Genomic DNA, 19,549 nt, shown 5'->3' on the forward strand with positions numbered 1-19,549 from the left:
CTAGCCCCGATCATTTAGCCCTCGACGGCCTTCCATGCAGGCCTGTCGATTTCTGTTTCAAAAACCGTAGGGAGTGAATCAATGGGCAATGTCCAGGCCGCCGCCAGTGCACACGAGGCGCAACGGCGCCACGCACCGGGTGGTGAGTTGGTCGACCTTGGCCGGCCGCACCGTGCGCCGTTGGGGCAACTGCGCTTGCAGCGTTCCCCCAAGCGCTTTTCGAGTCGGCGTGAAGGGATTCTGCTGGGGTTGCTGGTATTGGCCCTGCACGGTGCGGTGATTTATTGGGTGAGTCAGAAGCCCACCCCGGTGCTGCCGATTGTGCCGCCGGAAATCCCACCGATGACCATCGAATTTTCCCAGCCCGCGCCGCCGGTGGTCGAACCGCCGCCGCCCGTGCCGCCACCGCCGCCGCCACCTGTGGTCGAGCCACCGCCGCCAGTCGTGGATGAGTTGGCCGCCAAGCCGGCGCCGAAAAAGATTCCTAAACCCAAGCCGGTACCCAAGCCGGTACCCAAGCCTGTGCCTAAGCCGGTCGCCAAACCGGTGGAGCAACCGCCTGCGCCTCCCACGCCTGCGCCACCGGTTCCCGCGCCAGTCGCAGCCCCTGCACCGGCTCCGGTAACGCCCGCTTCGGCCAACGCCGCGTACCTGAAGAACCCGGCGCCCGAATACCCATCATTGGCCCAGCGCCGGGGTTGGGAAGGCACGGTGTTGTTGCGGGTGCAGGTACTGGCCAGCGGCAAACCGGGTGAGATCCAGATCCAGAAAAGCAGCGGTCGCCAGCAACTCGACGACGCTGCACTGGCCGCCGTGAAGCGTTGGAGCTTTGTGCCGGCCAAGCAGGGCGATGTGGCCCAGAACGGCTGGGTCAGCGTACCTATCGATTTCAAGATTCACTAACTATTGCTGCGGGGGTGTTGCACACACACCGCGGTCTGTTCAGAGGGAAAACATCATGGCATTAGCATCTCCACTTGAATCCATCGAAAGCGCGGTGATCTGGCTGCTGGTGGCCTTTTCGGTCGCAACCTGGGGCCTGGCGTTGCTCAAGGGCGTGCAGTTCGGTCGTCTCAAGGTCCAGGATCGCAAGTTCCACAAACAGTTCTGGGCGGCGTCGAGCCTTGACTCGGCCGCTGAACTGGCCGAAACCCAACCCGGCGCCGCTGCCCGTGTGGCCCAGGCCGGTTATGCCGCGATCCAGGTTGGTGATTCCCCCAAGCTGCCGATCTGAGCCAGGCCATCAACCACCAGGACCGCCTCGAACGCGCCCTGCGCCAACAGATCGTACGGGAGCGCCGCTCTCTGGAAACCGGCCTGGCCGTGGTCGCCAGTATCGGCAGCACCTCGCCGTTCATAGGCCTGTTCGGCACCGTTTGGGGAATCATGGAAGCGCTCAAGGGCATCAGCGCTGCCGGTTCTGCCAGCCTGGAAACCGTAGCAGGGCCGATTGGTGCGGCGCTGGTCGCCACGGGCGTGGGTATCGCCGTCGCGGTTCCTGCGGTGTTGGTCTACAACTATTTCCTGCGTCGCCTGAAGCTCACGGCCGCCGACCTCGACGATTTTGCCCACGACTTCTATAGCCTCGCGCAGAAAAATTCATTCCGCGTGCTGCTGCACCCAGCGCTGAACAAAGCCCGTGCCGGCAACCCGCAAAAAGTGAAGGAGGCGTCCTGAGATGGCTTTCTCTACACAAGACAATGATGAGGTGCTGAGCGAGATCAACGTCACGCCACTGGTGGACGTGATGCTGGTGCTGCTGGTGGTGTTTATCGTCACCGCGCCGCTGCTGACCAACGCCATTCCCATCAACTTGCCAAAGACCGAGTCAGTGGCACCCGTGGAACAGAAAGACCCGCTGGTGGTGAGCATCGACGACAAGGGCAAAGTGTTCATCAACAAGGACGAGATCCAGGCGGATTTGCTGGAGTCGAACCTGCAAGCCGCCAAGGCGAAAAACCCGGATGTACGCGTACAACTGCAGGCGGACAACGGGGTGAATTATGGCGAGGTTGCCCGGGCCATGGCGTCCATCGAGCGTGCGGGGATCAGCAAGTTGTCGGTGATAACGGCGAAATAGGATCGGGCTCATGCCTTGGGTGTGAGCGGTGAATGATGGAAGGCTGCCTCCATGAGTCGCGAACATATGGTTTAAGTAATTGAAGGCAGCAACGCACCTCGACTAAAGGAGGTACCCCTCTGACCTTTGTATGGGGGAGGTTGGAGGAGGGGAGTCCAGCTACGTCGGGCCTGCCCCCCCTCGACTGAGGATTTACTGGATTCCTGAACGTGTTGAGCTAATGCTGGCGGTGCTGTTCGAATCAGCATTTTCGCCAGTGGAAAATGCTGCCCCCTCAATGTGGTAGACCCTCGGTTCTTCCGAAAAAAATTCCTCCAAACCCATCATGAACAGCCGATGGTCGTCACTCTCTTCGAAACCCGGTGTGTGATCCTCGAGTGATTGCCATCGTACGATCAGGTTGAATTGCTCGGGGGTTTCGATCCCTTGCGCCAGCATGTGGCCGCGGTAACCCTTGGCCCGTGTGAGCAATGGAGCGACCTCGGCAAATGCGCGCCGGAACGTTTCAATGCGTTCTTTGTGAACAGGAAGCACAGCGATTTCGTAAACCATGACGCACCTCTGAATTGGTTAAAGTCTGCACTTACGGAATGAGCGATGGCTCGACGGCAATAGCGATTTTTCCTCGAAGACCGTTGTTGGCGCTTTCCAACCGGGCATGGGCCAAGGGAATGTCGGCCAGCGAATAGACGGCGCCGACGTGAGGGCGCAGCTGACCGCGGGCTATCAATGCACTCAGTTCATCGAGCTTGCCGCGGTTTTGTCGGGTGAACACGAAGTGATAGCTCGCATTCTTGCCCCAGGCCTGGACGAGGTTTTGTGGCTGGGCGATGTCCACGATCGAGACGACGCGGCCCAGTTGCGCGAGGACGTCGGGGCTGCGGGACAGTGTGTTGCCGCCGATGGTGTCGAATACGACATCCACGCCGTGGCCAGCGGTTTCCCGAAGAACAGCGTCGACATAATCTTCTTTCTCGTAGTCGATGATCACGTCGGCACCCAAGTTGCGGGCGAACTCCGCGTTTGCTTCGCGCACGGTGGTGAACACCCGGGCGCCCATGGCTTTCGCCACTTGGATCGCGACGTGCCCGACGCCTCCAGCGCCGCCGTGGACAAGAATGCTCTCCCCGACCCTGAGCACCGCGCGCACCACCAGCGCTTCCCACACCGTCCCGCCCACCAGGGTCAGGCTTGCGGCCTCAAGATGGCTCAGCTCGGGCGGCTTCTTCCCGACGATGCTTTCGGCCGCGACGTGGTACTCGGCATAGCTGCCTGCCCCTTCAAATATTTGCGGGGTGTACCAGACTTCGTCTCCTGGCGCGAAGGAAGTCACGCCAGGCCCTACGGCTTCGACCACGCCGGAGACGTCGTGGCCGGTGATGGCCGGCAGTGGCACCAGGTCGGGATAGTCGCCGCGTCGAACCTGGTAATCCAGCGGGTTGATGGAAGTGGCATGCACCCGGACCAGGACTTGCCCCGCTTGCGGAACGGGCATGGGCACGTCGCGGAGTTCGAACGATTCAGGACCGCCGAATGATTTAAGAATCATCGCTTTCATAGTAACTCCTCGTATCGATAAAAAGGGATATCGGGATATCTCGATATACTATGGTAAAAAAACGCTACAGGTCTTTCCCAATGATCTCGGCGAGAGCACTGATGGTTGCTTCATTGCGTTTGTAATAGGTCCACTGGCCGATGCGCCTGACGTCGACCAGACCCACCCGTTGCAACGTGGCCAGATAACCGGACACCGTTGACTGCGACAGGCCGATCCCTTCCTGGATACTGCTGACGCAGACGCCGACCGTGTGAACGTCACCCTCATCCTGCGGGGGGAAGTTCTTTGCCGGATCCTTCAAACCTTTCAGGATTTGGAGACGTGTCGGGTTTGAGAGGGCTTTGAATATTTCGAGTAGGTCCATGTGGCGAGGATATCGAGATTTTTCGATATGTCAATGCGAGAGCTTAGAACAATCTTGAGCCTCTAATAGCCAACGGTTCTGTAGGCTAGGCCGAATGTCGGCTTCTGGCTGAGAGCTACCATTTTCCGAAGGTTTCACTCGGCTGACAACGCTCACATCCGATGATGCTCCAGCAGAAAGTCTACGAACACTCGTACCCGCGCCGGCATTGCCGAGCCCCCTGCGAATACCACGTGGATCGGCTCCCGGTCTCCGGGATTCCAGGCTTCCAGCAGCGGTACCAGATCGCCGCGCAGCAGGTCCTCGGCCACGGTGAAATCACCGATACGCGCGATGCCAGCGCCTACCCGTGCGAGTTGTGCCAGTGCTTCACCACTGCTGCATTCGATATTGCCGCTGACCTTCAGGGAAAACGCTCTGCCGTCGCGGGTGAATGGCCAGTTGGGTTCGGCGCGACGGAAATTGAAGCGCAGGCAGTTGTGCCGTAGCAGGTCTTCCGGTTCCTGGGGCGTGCCATGGCGCTCTAAATACTCGGGCGAAGCCACCACCACCTGGCCGGTGTCGCCGATCCTGCGCGCGGTCAGCGGGCTGTCGGGCAGATGGCCAAAGCGTACCGCCACATCGGCCTGGCCGCCGAGAATGTCAACCACTTCGTCGCCGAGGGTGAGGTCGACGACGATGTTCGGGTAGCGGGCACTGAATGCTGCCACCAAAGGAACGATGGCCTGCCGCCCATGGCCAAGGGCGGCACTGACCCGCAAACGGCCCTTGGGCACGCCCTGGTCGGCGATGGCTTCTTCGACCTCGGCCATGTCGGCCAGGATACGCCGGGCGCCACGCAGGTAAGCCTCGCCCTCGGCGGTGAAGGTGATCGATCGAGTGGTACGCAACAGCAGGCGGGTCCCCAGGCGTTGTTCGGCACGCGCGATGATTCGACTGACCGCCGAGGGGGTCAGCCCCAATGCACGTGCGGCGGCTGACAGGCTGCCTTCCTGCGCCACGGTGGCGAACACGCTCATTTCACCTGACCTGCCGTTGAAGTCCATTTGTGCCTCTTGCGCAAAGGTGATTGCCAAAAATGCTATCTACCGCCTGGAAAGACTGGATCGTAGCATTCGCAGCATAGATGAGGAGGCTTCCATGCGTATCAATCCACCACTTGTTGCACTCGCCATCGGTGCCTTTGGCATCGGCGTTACCGAGTTCGCCCCATGGGCATGTTGCCGGGCATCGCTGCGGATCTCGGTGTTTCCATTCCTGCCGCCGGACTGTTGGTCAGTGCCTACGCCCTGGGCGTACTGCTCGGCGCGCCGCTGATGACCCTGACCACCGGCAGGATCCCCCGGCGCTATCTGCTGATCGGGCTCATGGCGATTTTCACCCTGGGTAATCTGATGTCAGCCCTGGCGACCGATTACTACAGCCTCATGATCGCCAGGGTGGTGACTTCACTGAACCACGGTGCGTTCTTCGGCGTTGGCTCCATCGTCGCCGCCAGCGTGGTCGCCCCGGACAAACGTGCCGGGGCGGTTGCGGCAATGTTCATGGGCCTGACCCTGGCGACCATCGGCGGCGTGCCGCTGGCCACCTGGTTTGGCGAACTGTTCGGCTGGCGCACGGCATTCTGGGGTATCACCGGCCTCGGCGGGCTGACCATGGCCGCGCTGTGGTTCGCCTTGCCCAACCTGCAAATGTCGCAAGGCGTCGGTGTGCTGGCTGAAATTCGAGTACTGGGCCGTGGCCCGGTGCTGGGGGCGTTGGCCCTGACCGTCGTCGGCTCGGGTGCAATGTTTACCGTCTTCACTTACATCGCGCCGATCCTCAGCAACGAGACCCACGGGTCTACCGCTTACATCACCGCCATGCTGGTGCTGTTCGGTGTGGGGTTGACGTTGGGCAACATGTGGGGTGGCAAGGCCGCGGATCGCTCGATAGACCGCACTCTGATCGTTTCGCTGAGCGTGCTGATTCTCGTGTTGCTGGCGTTCACCGTCCTGATGCGCTGGCCGCTGCCGGCTGCGGTTGCCATCCTGATATGGGGGATCGCCAGCTTCGCCCTGGTGCCGCCACTACAGATGCGCGTCATGGAAGCCGCCAAGGACGCGCCCAACCTGGCCTCGGCAGTGAACATCGGAGCCTTCAACCTCGGCAACGCGATAGGTGCGGCGCTGGGCGGAGCGGTGATCAATGCCGGGCTGGGTTATCCGGCGATTGCCTTGGCCGGCGCGGCCATGGCGGGTCTGGGGCTGCTGATGGTGCTGGCTTTTGCCTGGCGTTCCAGAGTCGTTGCGGCCGCGGCGCTGTGACGGTGGCGGCGACACAGAACGTTTGACCGAACGCCAAGTGGCTAATTAGAGTGGATAACCGTACGGCTGCCGACTGCCATGGACATCCAAATGAGCGATTTATCCCTGCTGCTTGCCTTCATCGCTGCTGCGTCAGTGCTCACTGTGACCCCCGGCGTGGACACAGCCATGGTGCTTCGCGCTACAGCGACCGGCGGTCGACGTTCGGCGGCGATGGCTGCTATCGGTATCGTGCTCGGGTGCCTGGTGTGGGGAGCCGCGGTGTCACTGGGGCTAGGTGCCCTGTTGCAAGCTTCGGAGTGGGCTTACCTTGCGCTGAAAATTGTCGGTGCCGCGTACCTTGTCTGGCTGGGTGTAAAACTGCTGCTGCGACCCAGGACGACGCTGCAAGGGCAGGGGAACGAGAACATGGCGGCCTCTGCCCGTGGCGCCTTTATTCGCGGTTTATTGACGAACCTGCTGAACCCCAAGATAGGTGTCTTCTACATCACGTTCCTCCCCCAGTTTGTCCCGAGTGGCGCGAGCGTGGCCAGTTACTCCTTCTTCCTTGCGGTGTTACACGTGCTGTTGACGCTGGCCTGGTTTGGCATTCTGGTAGCGGCTACGGTGCCGTTGAGCAATTTCCTGAAACGCCCGGCGGCCCTGAAGGCGCTTGACCGACTCACGGGCGGTGTTTTTGTCGCGTTTGGGCTCAAGTTGGCTGTTTCCAATCCGGCTTGAGCCGAATGCCGCACTGCATGTCGATGGGTTCTTAGATGTCATCGACAGCTTGGGCGCGGGAATCGGCCCGCCACGGTGGAAGAGCCCCTTCGAAAAGTGAAAAGGCTCGATGCAGGAAACCGTTGAAGCGAGCGGCATCACGCCGCAGCCCTGCCTGTTGACCACCGATCAGGCACAGATGGGCTAGCTGGCCAATGACTTCTGCTTCACCTGGCATAGGGGCCAAGCGGCGGCACGACCGTATCGCGAAGTCCAGTCGTCTTGTGTCGACACGCTGCTGAAACTCGCTTACCAACGGGTCGTGCAGCGACCAGGCTCGGATGGAAATTTCCCGCCCCGGTTGTTTCTCTGTGGCAATACTCAAGTAGCGTTTCAAGATTTCGCCCGCGCTGCGACCCTGGGCCGCATAGGCGAGCATACGCTCCGTGTAGTCTTCTTCCCAAGCGGCCAGCAAGGTGCGGACAAAATCTTCGCGATTGCGGAAATGGTGATAGAACGATCCCCGGGTCACACCCAATCGGCGCGATAGACTCTCGGCCGAAACGCCAACATGCCCTATTTGGTCGAGGGCCTCAAAACCAGCCGCGATCCAATGGTGACGAGTCAGTTTTTTCACCCGTTATTTCGCTCCAGAGTGAGTGCCATACAGACTGTGTATGGTGCGCAACCGATTGATACGCTGCGAACACCCGCAAAGATGGCCGTTGCGTTTTGCACGCCAGCACTTTTCATGGAGTTCGCCTTGAAGAAAATCGTTCTGGTTGCTTTCGACCAATTCACGGATATCGACCTGTTCCTGATGTGGGACATTCTAGGCCGCAACACTGAAGACTGGCACGTCCGCATATTGGCTTCCAGTGCTGTCGTGCGTTCGGCGCACGGTCTGCCTGTTTCGGTGCACGGTCCACTTTCCGAGGCCAATAGTGCCGACGCGGTATTGTTCGTCAGCGGCAGGGAAGGGGTACCCGCTGCACTTGCCGATCCAGATTTCCTGCCGTCGTTTGAACTTGACGCCAGGCGCCAGCGAATCGGCTCTATATGCGCCGGCGCTTTCATTCTCGAACGGCTTGGGCTGCTCAATGGCCAGGCAACTACACACCCGGATGCACGATCGGGCTTGCAAGCGCTGGGACTCGAGCCCGTGGACCAGCCTCTTGTATGCCAGGGGAACGTTGCAACCGCGGGCGGATGCCTTTCGGCGCTCTATCTGGTGGGATGGTTGGTTGAATCCTGGTTCGATGTCGACAAGCGCCGTGCGATGTTGGGCCCTGTTCTGCCCGCTGGGCAGCAAGCGCTCTATGATGCCTTGATCGAGCTCAGTATCCGGCAAGGAAAAGTGGGCGCCTCAACAACATCCAGCCACTTCTGAACCAGACACGCACCACAGGGCGACAAGGAACGTTTTACGACAAGCCATCGCAACCAGAAACGCGACATGGCATGTCGTCCAATCAGTCGTTAGGCCCAGGAGAGATCCCCGATGCCCCGAGAATTCGAGCTCATTGTGTCAGTACCGGTCCCCTTGAGGTCCGGCGTCACCCACCTTTACACGTCGATGGACCTGGCGGACGCTTTTGCGATTCGGCTCCCGGCGGGCACATCCCGCGATCCGGATTTGCTGGCTCGCTTCATCCTTTCTCACCAGCCATCCTGGATCGGATGGCTCATGAGCGTCCGAGACGCTATCGTTGCTTGTTTTGGTCTCAAGACAGCCAGGCATTTGGCATCACTTGCCAATCGGGTTGGCATCTTCAAGGTCTACAGCACGAACCAGACTGAAATCGTCTTGGGAGAGGACGACAAGCACCTCGACTTCCGGATATCGATCCTCTGTTCTGAAGAGGCAGAGCCAGCAGGCAGTCGCCAACTCGTTTTTTCAACCGTGGTCCAGTGCCACAACCGGCTAGGCCGGGCCTACATCTTCATCATTGCCCCCTTTCACCGCCTGGTTGTCAAGGCCAGCCTCCTGCGTGCAGCGCGCGTCGGTTGGCCTCTGGCTACTTGCTCCTCAGGTTGATCAAACCCGGACCTCTCTCGGTGCCTATCCGCAATTAACTTACGGGATGTTCGCGCTCTGCGTGATGTTGCGCGGGGGAGGCGCATTACCTTCGCTGTTGCCAGGCGCGAATTTCGGCTTCCTGGCATCGGTCAGTTGATAAGCGATCGCCAACCAAATGAACCACCCTGGCATGACCAGCAAGGCAATACGAGTGTCAGGTCTCAATGCCAGCAGACAAAGAACAAAGCCCAGAAACGCCAGGGAAAACCAGGCCATTGGCACGCCGCCAGGCATTTTGTAGGCCGATTTGGCATGCAGCTCAGGTCGCTTTTTGCGGTAGGCGATATACGAGGCCAGGATGGTCGACCAAGTAAAAATCACCAGGATGGCCGATACAGTAGAAACAATGGTGAATGCGGTCATCACTTCAGGAACGATGAAAAGCAACAACACGCCCACCAGCATTAGCAGTGTGGTGAACGCCAGGCTCAGCAGAGGCACGCTATTGCCCGACAGACGTCGGAAAATCCCTGGGGCGTTGTCCTGATTGGCCAGGCCAAACAGCATGCGGCTAGACGAAAATACGCCACTGTTGGCCGAGGAAGCGGCAGACGTCAGCACCACAAAGTTGACGATGCCTGCTGCTGCGGGAAACCCGGCCACCAGGAACAGCTCGACGAAAGGGCTTTTGCTGGGCGAAACCTGTTGCCAGGAAGTCACTGCAATGATGCAGGCCAGTGCCAGCACATAAAACAGGATGATTCTCAGCGGAATCGAGTTGATGGCTTTCGGCAGGGTCTTCTCAGGGTTACGGGTTTCGGCGGCTGCGGTACCAATCAGTTCGGTACCGGCAAAGGAGAAGATTGCCATCTGGAAACCGGCAAAGAAACCGAACAAGCCGTTGGGAAAGGCGGCTTGTTTATCCAGCAAATGGTTCAGAGAGGCAGTGACACCGCTGGGTGAGACAAAGGAGCTGGCAATCAGCACCAGGCTGACGCCAATCAGGGTGACGACGGCAATGATCTTGATGATCGCGAACCAGAACTCTATCTCGCCAAAAAGCCTGACCGTCAGTACATTCAATGCGAACAGTGTCATCAGCATACCGATGGCCGGTATCCAGGCGGGTACATCGGGGAACCAATACTGGAAAAATCCGCCGACAACGACGGCATCGCCTATCACCGCAACGCTCCAGCTCAGCCAATACGACCAGCCAAGAAAGAATGCCGCGCGTGGGCCAAGGTAGGCACCGGCAAAGTCTGCGAAGGTTTTGAAGTTCAAGTTGGAGAGCAGCATTTCGCCCATGGCACGCATGACGAAATAAACAAACAGACCGATGATCATGTAGATGAGGATGATCGACGTGCCAGAGAGGGCGATGATCTTCCCGGAACCCATGAACAGGCCCGTACCGATTGCACCTCCCATGGCCATTAATTGAATGTGACGGTTGCTGAGCGTGCGCTGCAGCGCGGGCTGTTCAGTCAGCCCTGATGGGATTGATTTCATTACAAAACCTCTTGATTTTATGTTTTTGAGTTTTGGCAGAAAGGTGGATGTCTTGCGTACTTGTTAGGGATGCAACGGCTATTGACGGTGGTGGTTTGCGGACAGCGAGATTTGCCGCGTACTCGCAGGGGTGAGTTGCCCCTTGGCACTTTGCCCAGGGGCATCACCTATGGCTTTCAACTCACTGCGCGCGGGCGTGAGGGGGCGATTGCCGGTTGCCGATCGAGGATTTGGTAGAGGTCTTTTATGTTGGCGGGTGTCGGAACCAGATGGATGCGCTCACCGATTGCATGCTCTTGCGCCAGGTCCAGCATGTAGCGCAGCGACGAAAAGTCTTCGAGGGCAAAACCCACGGAATCGAACACGGTGACCTGTGCGTCGTTCTCGCGGCCCTGGATTGCGCCCTGAACAATCCGGAAAAACTCGACGACAGGGAAGTCGGCTTCCAATTGCTGGATGTCACCCTCGATCCGGGTCTGCGGTTCAAACTCAACGATGACCCGGGCATTGCGCAAGATCTCGGCGTGCAGTTCGGTTTTCCCCGGACAGTCCCCACCTACGGCATTGATATGCATGCCGGGTTCGATCATCTCGGGCGTCAGAATCGTTGCATAGGCTTTATCGGCGGTGACCGTGGTGACGATGTCTGCGCCCTTGACCGCTTCTTGCGCAGAGCTGGCCAGAATCACCTCGAGATCCGGGAATGCGGACAGGTTGCGCTTGAGCTTGAGCGAGGCGTCACGATCGATATCGAATATCCGCAGTTCCTTGATAGCGAGCATTTCATGGAAGGCGAGGGCCTGGAATTCGCTCTGGGCGCCATTGCCGATGATTGCCATGCTGCTTGCATCTGGACGCGCGAGGGACTTCGCGACCAGGGCCGAGGTCGCTGCAGTGCGCACCGCGGTGGTCAGCGTCAGTTCACTGAGCAGGGTTGGATAACCACTGTGGACATCGGCCAGGACACCGAAGGCCATGACTGTCAGCAGGTTGCTTCGACCGTTGTCCGGATGACCGTTGACGTATTTGAACGAGTACTGCTGGCCATCGTCGGTCGGCATCAACTCGATCACACCGTTGGCCGAATGATTGGCGGTGCGGGGCGACTTATCAAACTGCGCCCAACGTGAATAGTCAGCTTCGATGTAATCGGCCATTTCGCGGATTGCCCGGCGGATGCCCACCTTGGCGAACAGGCGTGCGGCATGATCGACGTCTATAAAAAGAGTCATGTTTTTATTCTCCGGTTCAGTAGTAGAAACATTGCGGGGCAGGGGACGGTTCAGGTGCGCTTGCTCTCGAAACCATGCAGCACATTGACCGCATTGATTCCGATTTCATCGACCATATAGCCGCCCTCCATCACGAACAGAGTGGGGCAGCCCACACCCGCTATCAGCTCGCCGATGCCGATGAAATCTTCGCTTTCCAGCAGGAAGTGGCTGATGGGGTCGTCCTTGAACGTGTCGACGCCGAGTGAAATGACCAGCACTTCAGGGGCGAATTGCTGGAGTTTCTTGCAGGCGTGGAGCAGGGCATTGCGATAGCTTTCCCAGGTGGTGTTTTTCGGCAACGGGTAATTGAGGTTGTAACCTTCGCCCTGGCCGGCGCCGACTTCGTGACTGAAGCCTGAGTAGTACGGATAAGACACCGTGGGTTCGCCGTGCAGCGACACGAACATGACGTCACTGCGCCCGTAGAAGATGTTTTGAGTGCCGTTGCCATGATGGAAATCGACGTCCAGTACCGCGACACGTTTCGCGCCTTGAGTGATGGCCTGTTGTGCGGCAATGGCCGCGTTGTTGAGATAGCAATAGCCGCCCATGTATTCACGTGCTGCGTGATGGCCGGGCGGGCGGCACAGGGCGAAGGCGCTGTCGTGGCCTTCATCGATCAGCGCCAGGCCGGTGAGGGCGATGTCTGCGCTGGTCTTTACCGCTTGCCATGTGGTCGCGGTAATCGGGGACCCGGCATCCATGGCGAAGAAACCGAGTTTTCCGTCGATGAAAGTCGGGACTTGATCGTTGGACAAGTCGCGCACTGGCCATACCAGCGGCAAGGCATCGTGAGTACGCCCGGTCGCACACCATTGTGACCATGCGCTTTCAAGGAAGCTGACGTAGCGCTCGCTGTGTGCATTGACGTAGCACGCCCGGTCAAATGCTCGTGGTTCGACGATCTGGCCAAGGCCTACCTGCTTGACCCGATCATGGACGGTATCGGCCCGGCTGGGTTGTTCGAACGACGGCTTGAGTACGCCGTCTTTCAATTCGGTGCCATGGTGCAAACGATGGGAATCACTGAAAACTGTAAACATTCTGCGCATCCGTCAATTCGAAACAGTGCAAATATTCTGTTCCGCTACGGAGGCGCTTTCTTTGCTTTATATTCGCAGTCTGCTAGATTTTTCGGGTGTTTTTACTCAGGAATTGCGAAATGCAGAAAAAATCATCCAAACGCATCAGTCTCGACGAGACTGACTTGGCGATACTCAAGTTGCTGCAAGATGATGCGAGCATTTCCAACGCCGAGCTCAGTGAGCGCCTGTCGTTAAGCCTCACGCCTTGCTGGCGACGGCGCAAGAGAATGGAGGAAGCGGGCGTGATCAAGGGCTATCAGGCCAACCTTGATCGACGAATGCTGGGGTTGGATATCATGGCGTTCGTGCACATCCGTTTTTCCACCCACGCCGATCATGCGCCTGACGCCTTCGAGGCGGTGATTGCGCAATTGCCTGAAGTGTTGTCTTGTCACAAGATCACCGGGGATGCCGATTACGTGCTGCAAGTGCTGGCAGAGGATCTTGATAGCTACAGTGACTTTATCGAGCAGGTACTACGGCGCCAGGTGGGAATTGCCTCGATCCAGTCCAGCCTGGCCTTGCGCGAGGTCAAGACCAGCAACCGCATAGCGATACCCAAGTCCGGCAGGGACTAAAGCCTGATGCCGCGCTCGCCCATCCAGGTGTCGTAGCCGGTGTGATCGTGTGGGGCGCTCGGTTGGCTGAAATCCTCCACGGCCACGAGCGAAGCGGGCACGTTGCGACTATGCTCATTGCCACTGCAGGCAATGTATTGGTTTCAATGATCGGCCGCCAAGGGAAGGAGTCTGTATGTGTCTGGTTCTACATGTCCGGTTCTATTGTTGGAATGACCGAATGAGCAATCTGGCAACGGGTGTCCATCGGCGCATTTTGATCCCTGGGCGACCCATCCTCAGTTCGTGAGCATTTGCTTGAGGCTTTTGGTCTGGCCGCTAGAGGCCGCCCGACTACGAGCTCATGTTGAATGCCTGCTCCAATTTCACAGGGCCGATGATCTCCAATCTGCAGGCCGACTTCTCCAAACCAGATCAAGCAGTCGATCCAGGTTGTCGACAGGTGCAGGTGGATGACTTTTGGTAAATCCCAAGGACGATGGAGAACAACATGAACACCAAACCCATCCACAACATCTTGTGGCGCTTCGCTGGCTGCGTGACCGGGCTGGCGATGGTTGCCGCCAATCCAGTCCAAGCTGCCGACGGCGGCATCGCCGGCGCCCCTACCGCAAGCCATAGCATTGCTTTCAGCAATTCCTACGCGGGCAGCGATTTCCGCAAGGTGATGGTGCGCAACTGGCAGGAGATTGCAGTCCAGGCGCAGAAGGATGGCCTCATCCGCGAGGCTCCGGTGGTCAGCGCGAACAACTCGGCGTCGGAACAAGCAGCCCATATCCAGGACATGGTCGTCAAGGGCGTGAACGCCATCGTCATCCTGGCCGCGTCCGACACGGCCCTCAACGGGGTCATCCGCGACGCCTGCAACGCCGGCATCGTGGTGGTGGTCATGGCCAGCCTCGTCACCGAAAGCTGCGTCTATACCGTGGATTACAACTGGTCCGCCATGGGCCGCGTGGAAATGGATTACATCGCCGAGCGTCTCAAGGGGAACGGAACGCTGCTGGAGATCCGCGGCATTGCCGGCGATGCCACCGATAAAAACATCAGCGACGGCATTCGCAAGGCCGCCAGCGACTATCCGGGCCTGAAGTTCGCCAAGACCGTCTACGGCAACTGGACCGCTTCCGTCGCACGCAAGGAGGTGGCGCTGGCGCTGCCGTCGCTGCCCAGCATCGACGCCGTCGCGACTCAAGGGGGCGACGGTTATGGCGCGGCCATGGCGTTCAAGGCAGCAGGACGCCCTTTGCCGATCATCGTGATGGGAAATCGCCAGGACGAACTGGCCCTGTGGAAACAGGAGCGCGATGCCAATGGCTACGAGACCGTCTCGGTCTCCGCCTCCCCAAGCGTCTCCCAGGTGGGGTTCTGGGTGGCCCAGCAGATTCTGGCGGGCAAGCAGGTGCCGAAGTTCGTCGAAGTGCCGCTGGTGCGTATCGATGGGAAAGACCTGGACGCCTGGCTCGCCACCATGCCGGTGGGCGGCGCCGCCAATCCTTCCTATGACCAGGCTTCCGTGGTGGCGATGATCGACGCGGCCATCAACCATACGGCGGCGCCGACGCCGTTGCCGGAGGTGACGAAGCCGTAGTGGCGGACGGGGGGCGAGGCGCCATGTCGACATTCAAACCCGCCACTGACAGGCCCATTGCCGTCAGGATTGGCCTGGCGGTCGCCGCGCTGGTGTTCCTGATGCTGGCGGTGTCGCTGGTGAACCTCTACGGCCTGCGCGGCATGGTACGTGCGGTGGATTCCGCCAGCCATTCCGCGGAAATTCTGGCCTCGGTCAACGGGGCTACCGGACGGGTGGAAAACTTCATTGCCACCCGCGACCAAGAAAGCCTGTCCCAGGCCGAAGGCATGGTGGCGACGGCAATCGCCGGCCTCTCCGCCATTGCGGTGGCGGAGGCGCAATCGCTCAAGGGCAGTCTGGAAAGGCTCGCGACGGCGATCGCCGCCTTGCGGGCGGCGAGCCTGGCCATGGATGGCGAAACGGAGAACATGACAGCCCACTACGGCCGGATGCGAGAGGCGACGATCCTCGTCGAACAGGGCATCGCCAATGGGTTGAAGGGACTTGAGTCCCGCACCGCTGAGCACGAGGCGCGGGTGAGCGACATCGAAAGCGCCCATCGCATCCTGGATATCCTGCGCAACGGCGAACGGATCATCACTGCCAATGTGGCCAGGATGCTGGTGACCGGTGACGGGGCGACCGCCACTGCGGCGCGCAACGCCAGCGCGGCACTCCGCCCCGTGGTCGAGCAATTGCGCGAGCTGATGGCGGCACCGCAGGAGAGGGAGGCCCTGGACCAGCTGGCCGCGGCGCTCGACGCTGCCAGCTTAGCGGTCGAGCATCTTGGCGAGTCGCCCAGGCTCCGGGGAGGCGAGGCCTTGCGGTATCTCGCTGCCGTCGGGGATACGGTTGAGCGCCTCGAGGCCATGTTGGGGGAAGTGGAAGGGCACGTTGTCCATGACGCCAGCGACATTCAGGCAGCAACCGGTTTGCTGCAAAATGCCGCCGCGTTGTCCAAGCGTTTCGCCGAGCGTGTTGCCACCCTGGAGGCGCAGACCTTGTCGTTTCGCCTGTCACCGTCGGCCGAGGTCGCCGGCTCTGTCGGCCACATCCTGGACGAACTCTCCCGACTCTCTCGGGTTCTCCCTGCGTCCGTGGGGCTGCGGGCCAAGGCTATGCCCCTGACGGTCAGCGATCAGATCGCCGGCTACCGGGCGGCATTCGTCAGGTTCCGTCAAGCGAGCGACGCCTTGAGCGACGCGCGCGACCAGGTTCGCAACGAGGCCCGGAGCGCCGGCCTGTTGGTGGCGCGCTTCGCCGGTCAAGCGCGCTCCGACGCCTTGGTCCACAATGATCGCGGCATGCTTGCGACGATCGTTGCTGGGACCGTCGCCATCCTGCTGGCTGGCGCCATCGCCTGGAGCACATCGCGATTTGTCGCGCAGCCCATCGTGGCCCTGGCCTCGGTCATGCGCCGGCTTGCGGCTGGCGACCTGAACGCCGAGATCGCCAGCGCCGGACGCGGCGACGAGATTGGAATCATGACCCGCGCCGTACGGGTGTTCCAGGAGAATGCCCTGCGCATCCGGGTATTGGAGGCCGAGGCCGACGCCGAACGACAGCAAGTCCAGGCGTCTTTGGAAAGAATGGTCGCCGAACGGACCGACACGCTGCACCACCAGACCGAGGTGCTGGAGGCGCAGGCCATCGAACTCATTCAGGCGCGCAACCAGGCCGAGACGGCTAACCAGGCAAAGAGCGATTTCGTAGCCACGGTCAGCCACGAACTGCGCACCCCCTTGACCCTCATTCTCGCCCCCTTGGAACAACTCTCGGCGGCGACCACCCCGCCAGCGGACTGGCATGTGCAAATCGACCGCGCCCAACGCAACGCGTTGCGCTTGATGAACCGGGTGAACGACATCCTCGATTTCTCCAAGGCCGAAGCGGGCAAGTTCGAGTTGTGCCCAACGCCCATTGATTTGAACAAGGTGGTGGGTGTGCTGGCCGAGGACGCCGCCATGGTGGCCGAGGGCAAAGGCTGCACCTTGACCTGCAGCATCGATCCCGCGCTCGGCACGGTGTTCCTGGACCCCCAGCACTTCGAGAAGATTCTTCTCAACCTGGTGAGCAATGCCATCAAGTTCACACCGGCTGGCGGCACCGTGCACCTGGCCGTCACGCCGCTCGATGGCGAGCGATTTGAACTCGCGGTGCAGGACTCGGGGATTGGCATCGCGCCTGACAAACTGCCGCTGCTGTTCCAGCGTTTTTCCCAGATCGACAATTCCGCCACGCGTCACTACAGCGGCACAGGCATCGGTCTCGCCCTGGTCAAGGATCTGGTCGAATTGATGGGGGGTGAAGTCGGTGTCAACAGCGAGCCCGGACGGGGTTCGTGCTTTTTTGTTCGACTGCCGCTGGGGACCGAGCCAAACACCGTACCCACCGAAGCCGGCACGATGCACGAGCGATCGTCATCGAGCACGACAAGTACAGCCGAGCAGCGTCACCTGCGTTTCGATGACGGTCGCCTTGGCAGTCGCAACGACCGGGTTTCGATCCAAGACGCAGACGACGAGCAGCCCCCGGGACATGCCTCGCGATCCAGAGTGCTGGTGGTCGACGACAGCCCGGAAATGCTGGGCTATCTCAGCGAGCTTTTGCGAGCCGATTATATTGTCGCCACCGCGACTGATGGAGAGCAGGCCTGGGCGCTGCTGCAGCTTCGACCCATCGATGTCGTGGTTTCGGATGTGATGATGCCGAAGCTCGACGGTTTTGGCCTGACCGCCAGGATCAAAGCCAGCGCCGGTTTTGCTCATTTACCCGTGATCCTGGTGACCGCCCGTGGCGGTAGCGAGGCCTGCGTCTCCGGGTTGGAGAGTGGCGCCGATGACTACATCGCCAAACCCTTTTCGCCGCTGGAACTCAAGGCTCGCGTACGTGCTGCGCTGCGCATGAGCCAGGTGCAAACCGAACTGCACGCAAAATCCCGTCAGGCGGGCATGGCCGAAATCGCTACGACAGTGCTGCACAACGTCGGCAACGTCCTCAACAGCGTGAACGTATCGGCAGAATTGGTCAGCAGCCAGATGCGCACCTCCAAGGCCCAAGGGCTGGGCAAGGTGGCTCAACTGATGAACGAACACGTCCATGACCTGAGCGATTTTCTCACCAACGACCACAAGGGAAAGATGCTGCCCGACTACCTGCTCAAGCTGGCGGGGGTGGTGGCGGCGGAGCAACAGAGCATCATTGAAGAACTCGGGCAACTCACCAAGGGCATTGACCACATCAAAACCATTGTCGCTGCCCAGCAGTCCTATGCCGTTGCCGTCAGTATTGTCGAGACCGTGCCGGTCGCAGAGTTGATCGACGATGCCTTGCGCATGAGTGCTGGATTACTGGCGCGCCAGGAGGTGACGATGGTCAAGGACATTGCCGACTTGCCCCTGCTGCCGTTGGACCGGCACCGGGTTCTACTGATTCTGGTGAACTTGATTGGCAATGCCAAGCAGGCGTTGGACGGTGTGATCGATCGCAGCCCATGCGTCACGTTCAGCGCGTCCCTCGTTGACGGGGCCGTATTGCGCATCACGGTGGCTGATAACGGCAATGGGATTGCCCCTGAGCACCTGAAACGTATTTTTTCCCACGGTTTCACGACGCGCAAAGACGGTCACGGTTTTGGCCTGCACAGCTGTGCGCTGGCCGCGCAGGAAATGGGGGGCAGCTTGTCCGTGCACAGCGACGGGGTTGGACAGGGCGCAACCTTTACCCTTGATATTCCTCTTGGTGCTTCGCTGAGTAAGCGATGAATACCGAACCGATGCCTGCTCGGTCTGATTGGAGCCTCAAAGGGGAATGTGGGTGGTCGACAAGACCTGGCGCAACCCCATGAACGAGCGAATCTGGCGAACCCCGGGCAGGTAAAGCAGTTGCTCCGCGTGGAGCCGGTTGAAGCTGTTGCTGTCCTTGGTTCGTATCAACATGAAGTAGTCGAACTCCCCCGTCACCACATGGCATTCCATGCAGCCGGACACTTTTTGTGCGGCCGCCTCGAATGCGGCGAAGGATTCCGGTGTGGAACGGTCCAGCACCACGCCGATCAAGACCACCATCCCCGCATCCAGCGCTTCATTGTCCAGCAGTGCGACGATGTCCTTGATCAGGCCGACCTGCTTGAGTCGTTCGACACGCCTGAGGCAAGCCGGGGCACTCAGTTTCACCTTCTCTGCCAGCGCCACGTTGGAGATGGAGGCATCTCGTTGCAGGACCTTGAGAATCGCGCGGTCGGTTCGATCCAGTGGCTGCGGCACCGGGGCCGTAGTGGCCGACTTCTTGTGAGTGTTTGTTGCTTTCATGTCGAATTCCACGCATTAAAAATATGTTTTATGTGCTTTCATGGAAATTATGTTTTTCCAAGTGGTAGAAACTTGCAACACATATTTTTCGAATTCTTCTTAATATTGAACTCATCGAAGCCCCTCCTGAAAGAGCCTGGAATGTGGCCTTTCACTTTCGGTCCGGCGCTTGGATATCCAATATCGA

16 protein-coding genes and 5 pseudogenes are annotated in these 19,549 nt (G+C 59.8%); 12 read left to right on the top strand and 9 right to left on the bottom strand.

Translation table 11 applies throughout. The features are described 5' to 3' along the window. Positions 1–81: 81 nt before the first annotated feature. The 3 genes and pseudogenes from ACZ5M5_RS12430 (at position 82) to ACZ5M5_RS12440 (ending at position 2,080) form a co-directional block, all read left to right on the top strand. Complete coding sequence (locus tag ACZ5M5_RS12430; protein WP_464739113.1) at positions 82–903, top strand: energy transducer TonB; 822 nt, start codon at positions 82–84, stop codon at positions 901–903. Positions 904–958: 55 nt separating this feature from the next. Next, positions 959–1,677: pseudogene (locus tag ACZ5M5_RS12435) on the top strand (MotA/TolQ/ExbB proton channel family protein). A gap of 1 nt (position 1,678) precedes the next feature. Beyond that, positions 1,679–2,080, top strand: coding sequence for an ExbD/TolR family protein (locus ACZ5M5_RS12440; protein WP_092203032.1), 402 nt, complete (start codon positions 1,679–1,681; stop codon positions 2,078–2,080). Positions 2,081–2,272: 192 nt separating this feature from the next. Here ACZ5M5_RS12440 and ACZ5M5_RS12445 read toward each other — a convergent pair whose 3' ends face one another. From ACZ5M5_RS12445 to ACZ5M5_RS12460, 4 genes are all read right to left on the bottom strand, one after another. Then, a complete protein-coding gene (locus tag ACZ5M5_RS12445) occupies positions 2,273–2,632 on the bottom strand; it encodes an antibiotic biosynthesis monooxygenase family protein (protein ID WP_464739114.1) in 360 nt (119 codons plus the stop codon). Positions 2,633–2,663: 31 nt separating this feature from the next. Continuing rightward, positions 2,664–3,638 carry a zinc-dependent alcohol dehydrogenase family protein gene (locus ACZ5M5_RS12450; RefSeq protein WP_464739115.1) on the bottom strand — a complete coding sequence of 325 codons (975 nt, stop codon included), beginning with the start codon at positions 3,636–3,638 and terminating at the stop codon, positions 2,664–2,666. A 64-nt stretch (positions 3,639–3,702) separates the two neighbouring features. After that, the gene (locus tag ACZ5M5_RS12455) at positions 3,703–4,005 is read right to left on the bottom strand and encodes an ArsR/SmtB family transcription factor (protein ID WP_060742867.1); all 303 of its coding nucleotides are present in this window, start codon (positions 4,003–4,005) and stop codon (positions 3,703–3,705) included. Positions 4,006–4,157: 152 nt separating this feature from the next. Next, a complete protein-coding gene (locus ACZ5M5_RS12460) occupies positions 4,158–5,051 on the bottom strand; it encodes a LysR family transcriptional regulator (RefSeq protein ID WP_060742866.1) in 894 nt (297 codons plus the stop codon). A 94-nt stretch (positions 5,052–5,145) separates the two neighbouring features. Between ACZ5M5_RS12460 and ACZ5M5_RS12465 the strand changes: the two are divergent. Both ACZ5M5_RS12465 and ACZ5M5_RS12470 read left to right on the top strand, forming a co-directional pair. After that, a pseudogene (locus tag ACZ5M5_RS12465) lies at positions 5,146–6,311 on the top strand (MFS transporter). Between the two features lie 90 nt (positions 6,312–6,401). Next, positions 6,402–7,031 carry a LysE family translocator gene (locus ACZ5M5_RS12470; RefSeq protein WP_060742864.1) on the top strand — a complete coding sequence of 210 codons (630 nt, stop codon included), beginning with the start codon at positions 6,402–6,404 and terminating at the stop codon, positions 7,029–7,031. Positions 7,032–7,062: 31 nt separating this feature from the next. Here ACZ5M5_RS12470 and ACZ5M5_RS12475 read toward each other — a convergent pair whose 3' ends face one another. After that, positions 7,063–7,647, bottom strand: a complete 585-nt coding sequence (locus tag ACZ5M5_RS12475; RefSeq protein WP_103310110.1) for a TetR/AcrR family transcriptional regulator — start codon at positions 7,645–7,647, stop codon at positions 7,063–7,065. 126 nt (positions 7,648–7,773) lie between these two features. On the opposite strand from ACZ5M5_RS12475, the gene ACZ5M5_RS12480 reads away from it, so the two are divergent. Next, on the top strand, positions 7,774–8,400 hold the full coding sequence (locus tag ACZ5M5_RS12480; protein ID WP_060743241.1) for a DJ-1/PfpI family protein: 627 nt from the start codon (positions 7,774–7,776) through the stop codon (positions 8,398–8,400). A gap of 111 nt (positions 8,401–8,511) precedes the next feature. Further along, positions 8,512–9,048, top strand: a complete 537-nt coding sequence (locus tag ACZ5M5_RS12485) for a DUF2867 domain-containing protein (protein WP_103310108.1) — start codon at positions 8,512–8,514, stop codon at positions 9,046–9,048. Between the two features lie 39 nt (positions 9,049–9,087). Here ACZ5M5_RS12485 and ACZ5M5_RS12490 read toward each other — a convergent pair whose 3' ends face one another. The 3 genes from ACZ5M5_RS12490 to ACZ5M5_RS12500 form a co-directional block, all read right to left on the bottom strand. Then, positions 9,088–10,542, bottom strand: a complete 1,455-nt coding sequence (locus ACZ5M5_RS12490) for an amino acid permease (protein ID WP_464739116.1) — start codon at positions 10,540–10,542, stop codon at positions 9,088–9,090. Between the two features lie 176 nt (positions 10,543–10,718). Further along, positions 10,719–11,774: an ornithine cyclodeaminase gene (locus ACZ5M5_RS12495; protein ID WP_060742860.1), complete on the bottom strand. Its 1,056-nt coding sequence runs from the start codon at positions 11,772–11,774 to the stop codon at positions 10,719–10,721. Between the two features lie 50 nt (positions 11,775–11,824). Further along, positions 11,825–12,859: a histone deacetylase family protein gene (locus ACZ5M5_RS12500; RefSeq protein WP_060742859.1), complete on the bottom strand. Its 1,035-nt coding sequence runs from the start codon at positions 12,857–12,859 to the stop codon at positions 11,825–11,827. Positions 12,860–12,978: 119 nt separating this feature from the next. Here ACZ5M5_RS12500 and ACZ5M5_RS12505 point away from each other — a divergent pair, with 119 nt between their 5' ends. From ACZ5M5_RS12505 to ACZ5M5_RS12525, 5 genes and pseudogenes are all read left to right on the top strand, one after another. Next, complete coding sequence (locus ACZ5M5_RS12505) at positions 12,979–13,479, top strand: Lrp/AsnC family transcriptional regulator (RefSeq protein ID WP_060742858.1); 501 nt, start codon at positions 12,979–12,981, stop codon at positions 13,477–13,479. Positions 13,480–13,969: 490 nt separating this feature from the next. Further along, positions 13,970–15,070 carry an ABC transporter substrate-binding protein gene (locus ACZ5M5_RS12510; RefSeq protein ID WP_103310102.1) on the top strand — a complete coding sequence of 367 codons (1,101 nt, stop codon included), beginning with the start codon at positions 13,970–13,972 and terminating at the stop codon, positions 15,068–15,070. Positions 15,071–16,356: 1,286 nt separating this feature from the next. Next, positions 16,357–17,409: pseudogene (locus tag ACZ5M5_RS12515) on the top strand (sensor histidine kinase); the annotation flags it as partial. Positions 17,410–17,619: 210 nt separating this feature from the next. Then, positions 17,620–17,955, top strand: a pseudogene (locus ACZ5M5_RS12520) (response regulator transcription factor); the annotation flags it as partial. Between the two features lie 519 nt (positions 17,956–18,474). Continuing rightward, positions 18,475–18,816, top strand: a pseudogene (locus ACZ5M5_RS12525) (ATP-binding protein); the annotation flags it as partial. Positions 18,817–18,852: 36 nt separating this feature from the next. Here ACZ5M5_RS12525 and ACZ5M5_RS12530 read toward each other — a convergent pair. After that, the gene (locus tag ACZ5M5_RS12530) at positions 18,853–19,362 is read right to left on the bottom strand and encodes an Lrp/AsnC family transcriptional regulator (protein WP_060742855.1); all 510 of its coding nucleotides are present in this window, start codon (positions 19,360–19,362) and stop codon (positions 18,853–18,855) included. Between the last annotated feature and the right edge of the window lie 187 nt (positions 19,363–19,549).

The sequence above is a fragment of the Pseudomonas sp. Van50 genome, from assembly GCF_055390755.1.

Excerpts from the sequence above, each read along its gene's own strand:
- ACZ5M5_RS12430 (WP_464739113.1), top strand. The coding sequence starts at position 82 with ATGGGCAATGTCCAGGCCGCCGCCAGTGCACACGAGGCGCAACGGCGC.
- ACZ5M5_RS12440 (WP_092203032.1), top strand. The coding sequence starts at position 1,679 with ATGGCTTTCTCTACACAAGACAATGATGAGGTGCTGAGCGAGATCAAC.
- ACZ5M5_RS12445 (WP_464739114.1), bottom strand. The coding sequence starts at position 2,632 with ATGGTTTACGAAATCGCTGTGCTTCCTGTTCACAAAGAACGCATTGAA.
- ACZ5M5_RS12450 (WP_464739115.1), bottom strand. The coding sequence starts at position 3,638 with ATGAAAGCGATGATTCTTAAATCATTCGGCGGTCCTGAATCGTTCGAA.
- ACZ5M5_RS12455 (WP_060742867.1), bottom strand. The coding sequence starts at position 4,005 with ATGGACCTACTCGAAATATTCAAAGCCCTCTCAAACCCGACACGTCTC.
- ACZ5M5_RS12460 (WP_060742866.1), bottom strand. The coding sequence starts at position 5,051 with ATGGACTTCAACGGCAGGTCAGGTGAAATGAGCGTGTTCGCCACCGTG.
- ACZ5M5_RS12470 (WP_060742864.1), top strand. The coding sequence starts at position 6,402 with ATGAGCGATTTATCCCTGCTGCTTGCCTTCATCGCTGCTGCGTCAGTG.
- ACZ5M5_RS12485 (WP_103310108.1), top strand. The coding sequence starts at position 8,512 with ATGCCCCGAGAATTCGAGCTCATTGTGTCAGTACCGGTCCCCTTGAGG.
- ACZ5M5_RS12490 (WP_464739116.1), bottom strand. The coding sequence starts at position 10,542 with ATGAAATCAATCCCATCAGGGCTGACTGAACAGCCCGCGCTGCAGCGC.
- ACZ5M5_RS12495 (WP_060742860.1), bottom strand. The coding sequence starts at position 11,774 with ATGACTCTTTTTATAGACGTCGATCATGCCGCACGCCTGTTCGCCAAG.
- ACZ5M5_RS12500 (WP_060742859.1), bottom strand. The coding sequence starts at position 12,859 with ATGTTTACAGTTTTCAGTGATTCCCATCGTTTGCACCATGGCACCGAA.
- ACZ5M5_RS12505 (WP_060742858.1), top strand. The coding sequence starts at position 12,979 with ATGCAGAAAAAATCATCCAAACGCATCAGTCTCGACGAGACTGACTTG.
- ACZ5M5_RS12510 (WP_103310102.1), top strand. The coding sequence starts at position 13,970 with ATGAACACCAAACCCATCCACAACATCTTGTGGCGCTTCGCTGGCTGC.
- ACZ5M5_RS12530 (WP_060742855.1), bottom strand. The coding sequence starts at position 19,362 with ATGAAAGCAACAAACACTCACAAGAAGTCGGCCACTACGGCCCCGGTG.